This is a genomic window from Brevibacillus fluminis (assembly GCF_003710825.1).
GTDB lineage: Bacteria > Bacillota > Bacilli > Brevibacillales > Brevibacillaceae > Brevibacillus_D > Brevibacillus_D fluminis.
This window is the reverse complement of record NZ_RHHQ01000077.1, coordinates 1-405: the sequence shown is the minus strand read 5'-3', so window position 1 is coordinate 405 and position 405 is coordinate 1. Positions and strand designations below refer to the sequence as shown.

General features: G+C 55.3%; 1 protein-coding gene. It reads right to left on the bottom strand.

What is annotated here, in order from left to right:
* Positions 1-405: LuxR C-terminal-related transcriptional regulator (locus tag EDM56_RS30970; RefSeq protein ID WP_148040452.1), on the bottom strand; the 405-nt coding region annotated here is incomplete at both ends.

Below are 405 nucleotides of genomic sequence, written 5' to 3'. Positions count from 1 at the left end.
CGCAGGATCGACATAGCCGTGTTTAATCGCATAAAGAGCAGCTTGCGTTCGATCAGAAAGATTGAGCTTGCCCAAAATGCTGCTGACATGCGTTTTGACGGTTTTTTCCGCGATTACAAGCACCGCGGCGATTTCTTTGTTGGAGCATCCTTGTGCGAGCAGACAAAGCACTTCTTTTTCACGCTTGGTAAGCGTCTCATGGTGCTTCTCGCTCGTTTGCACAGGGGAGGCGACCGGCGGCTGCTCAGCGGGAGCGGCCGTCACCTGGGCCATCAGCTTGGACGTGACATCCGGATGCAGCTGAATGTTTCCGCTGTACGAGCCGCGAATCGCTTCGACGATCTGATCGGGTTTCATGTCCTTCATCAAATACCCGACAGCTCCTGCCTGCAGCGCCGGCAGCAC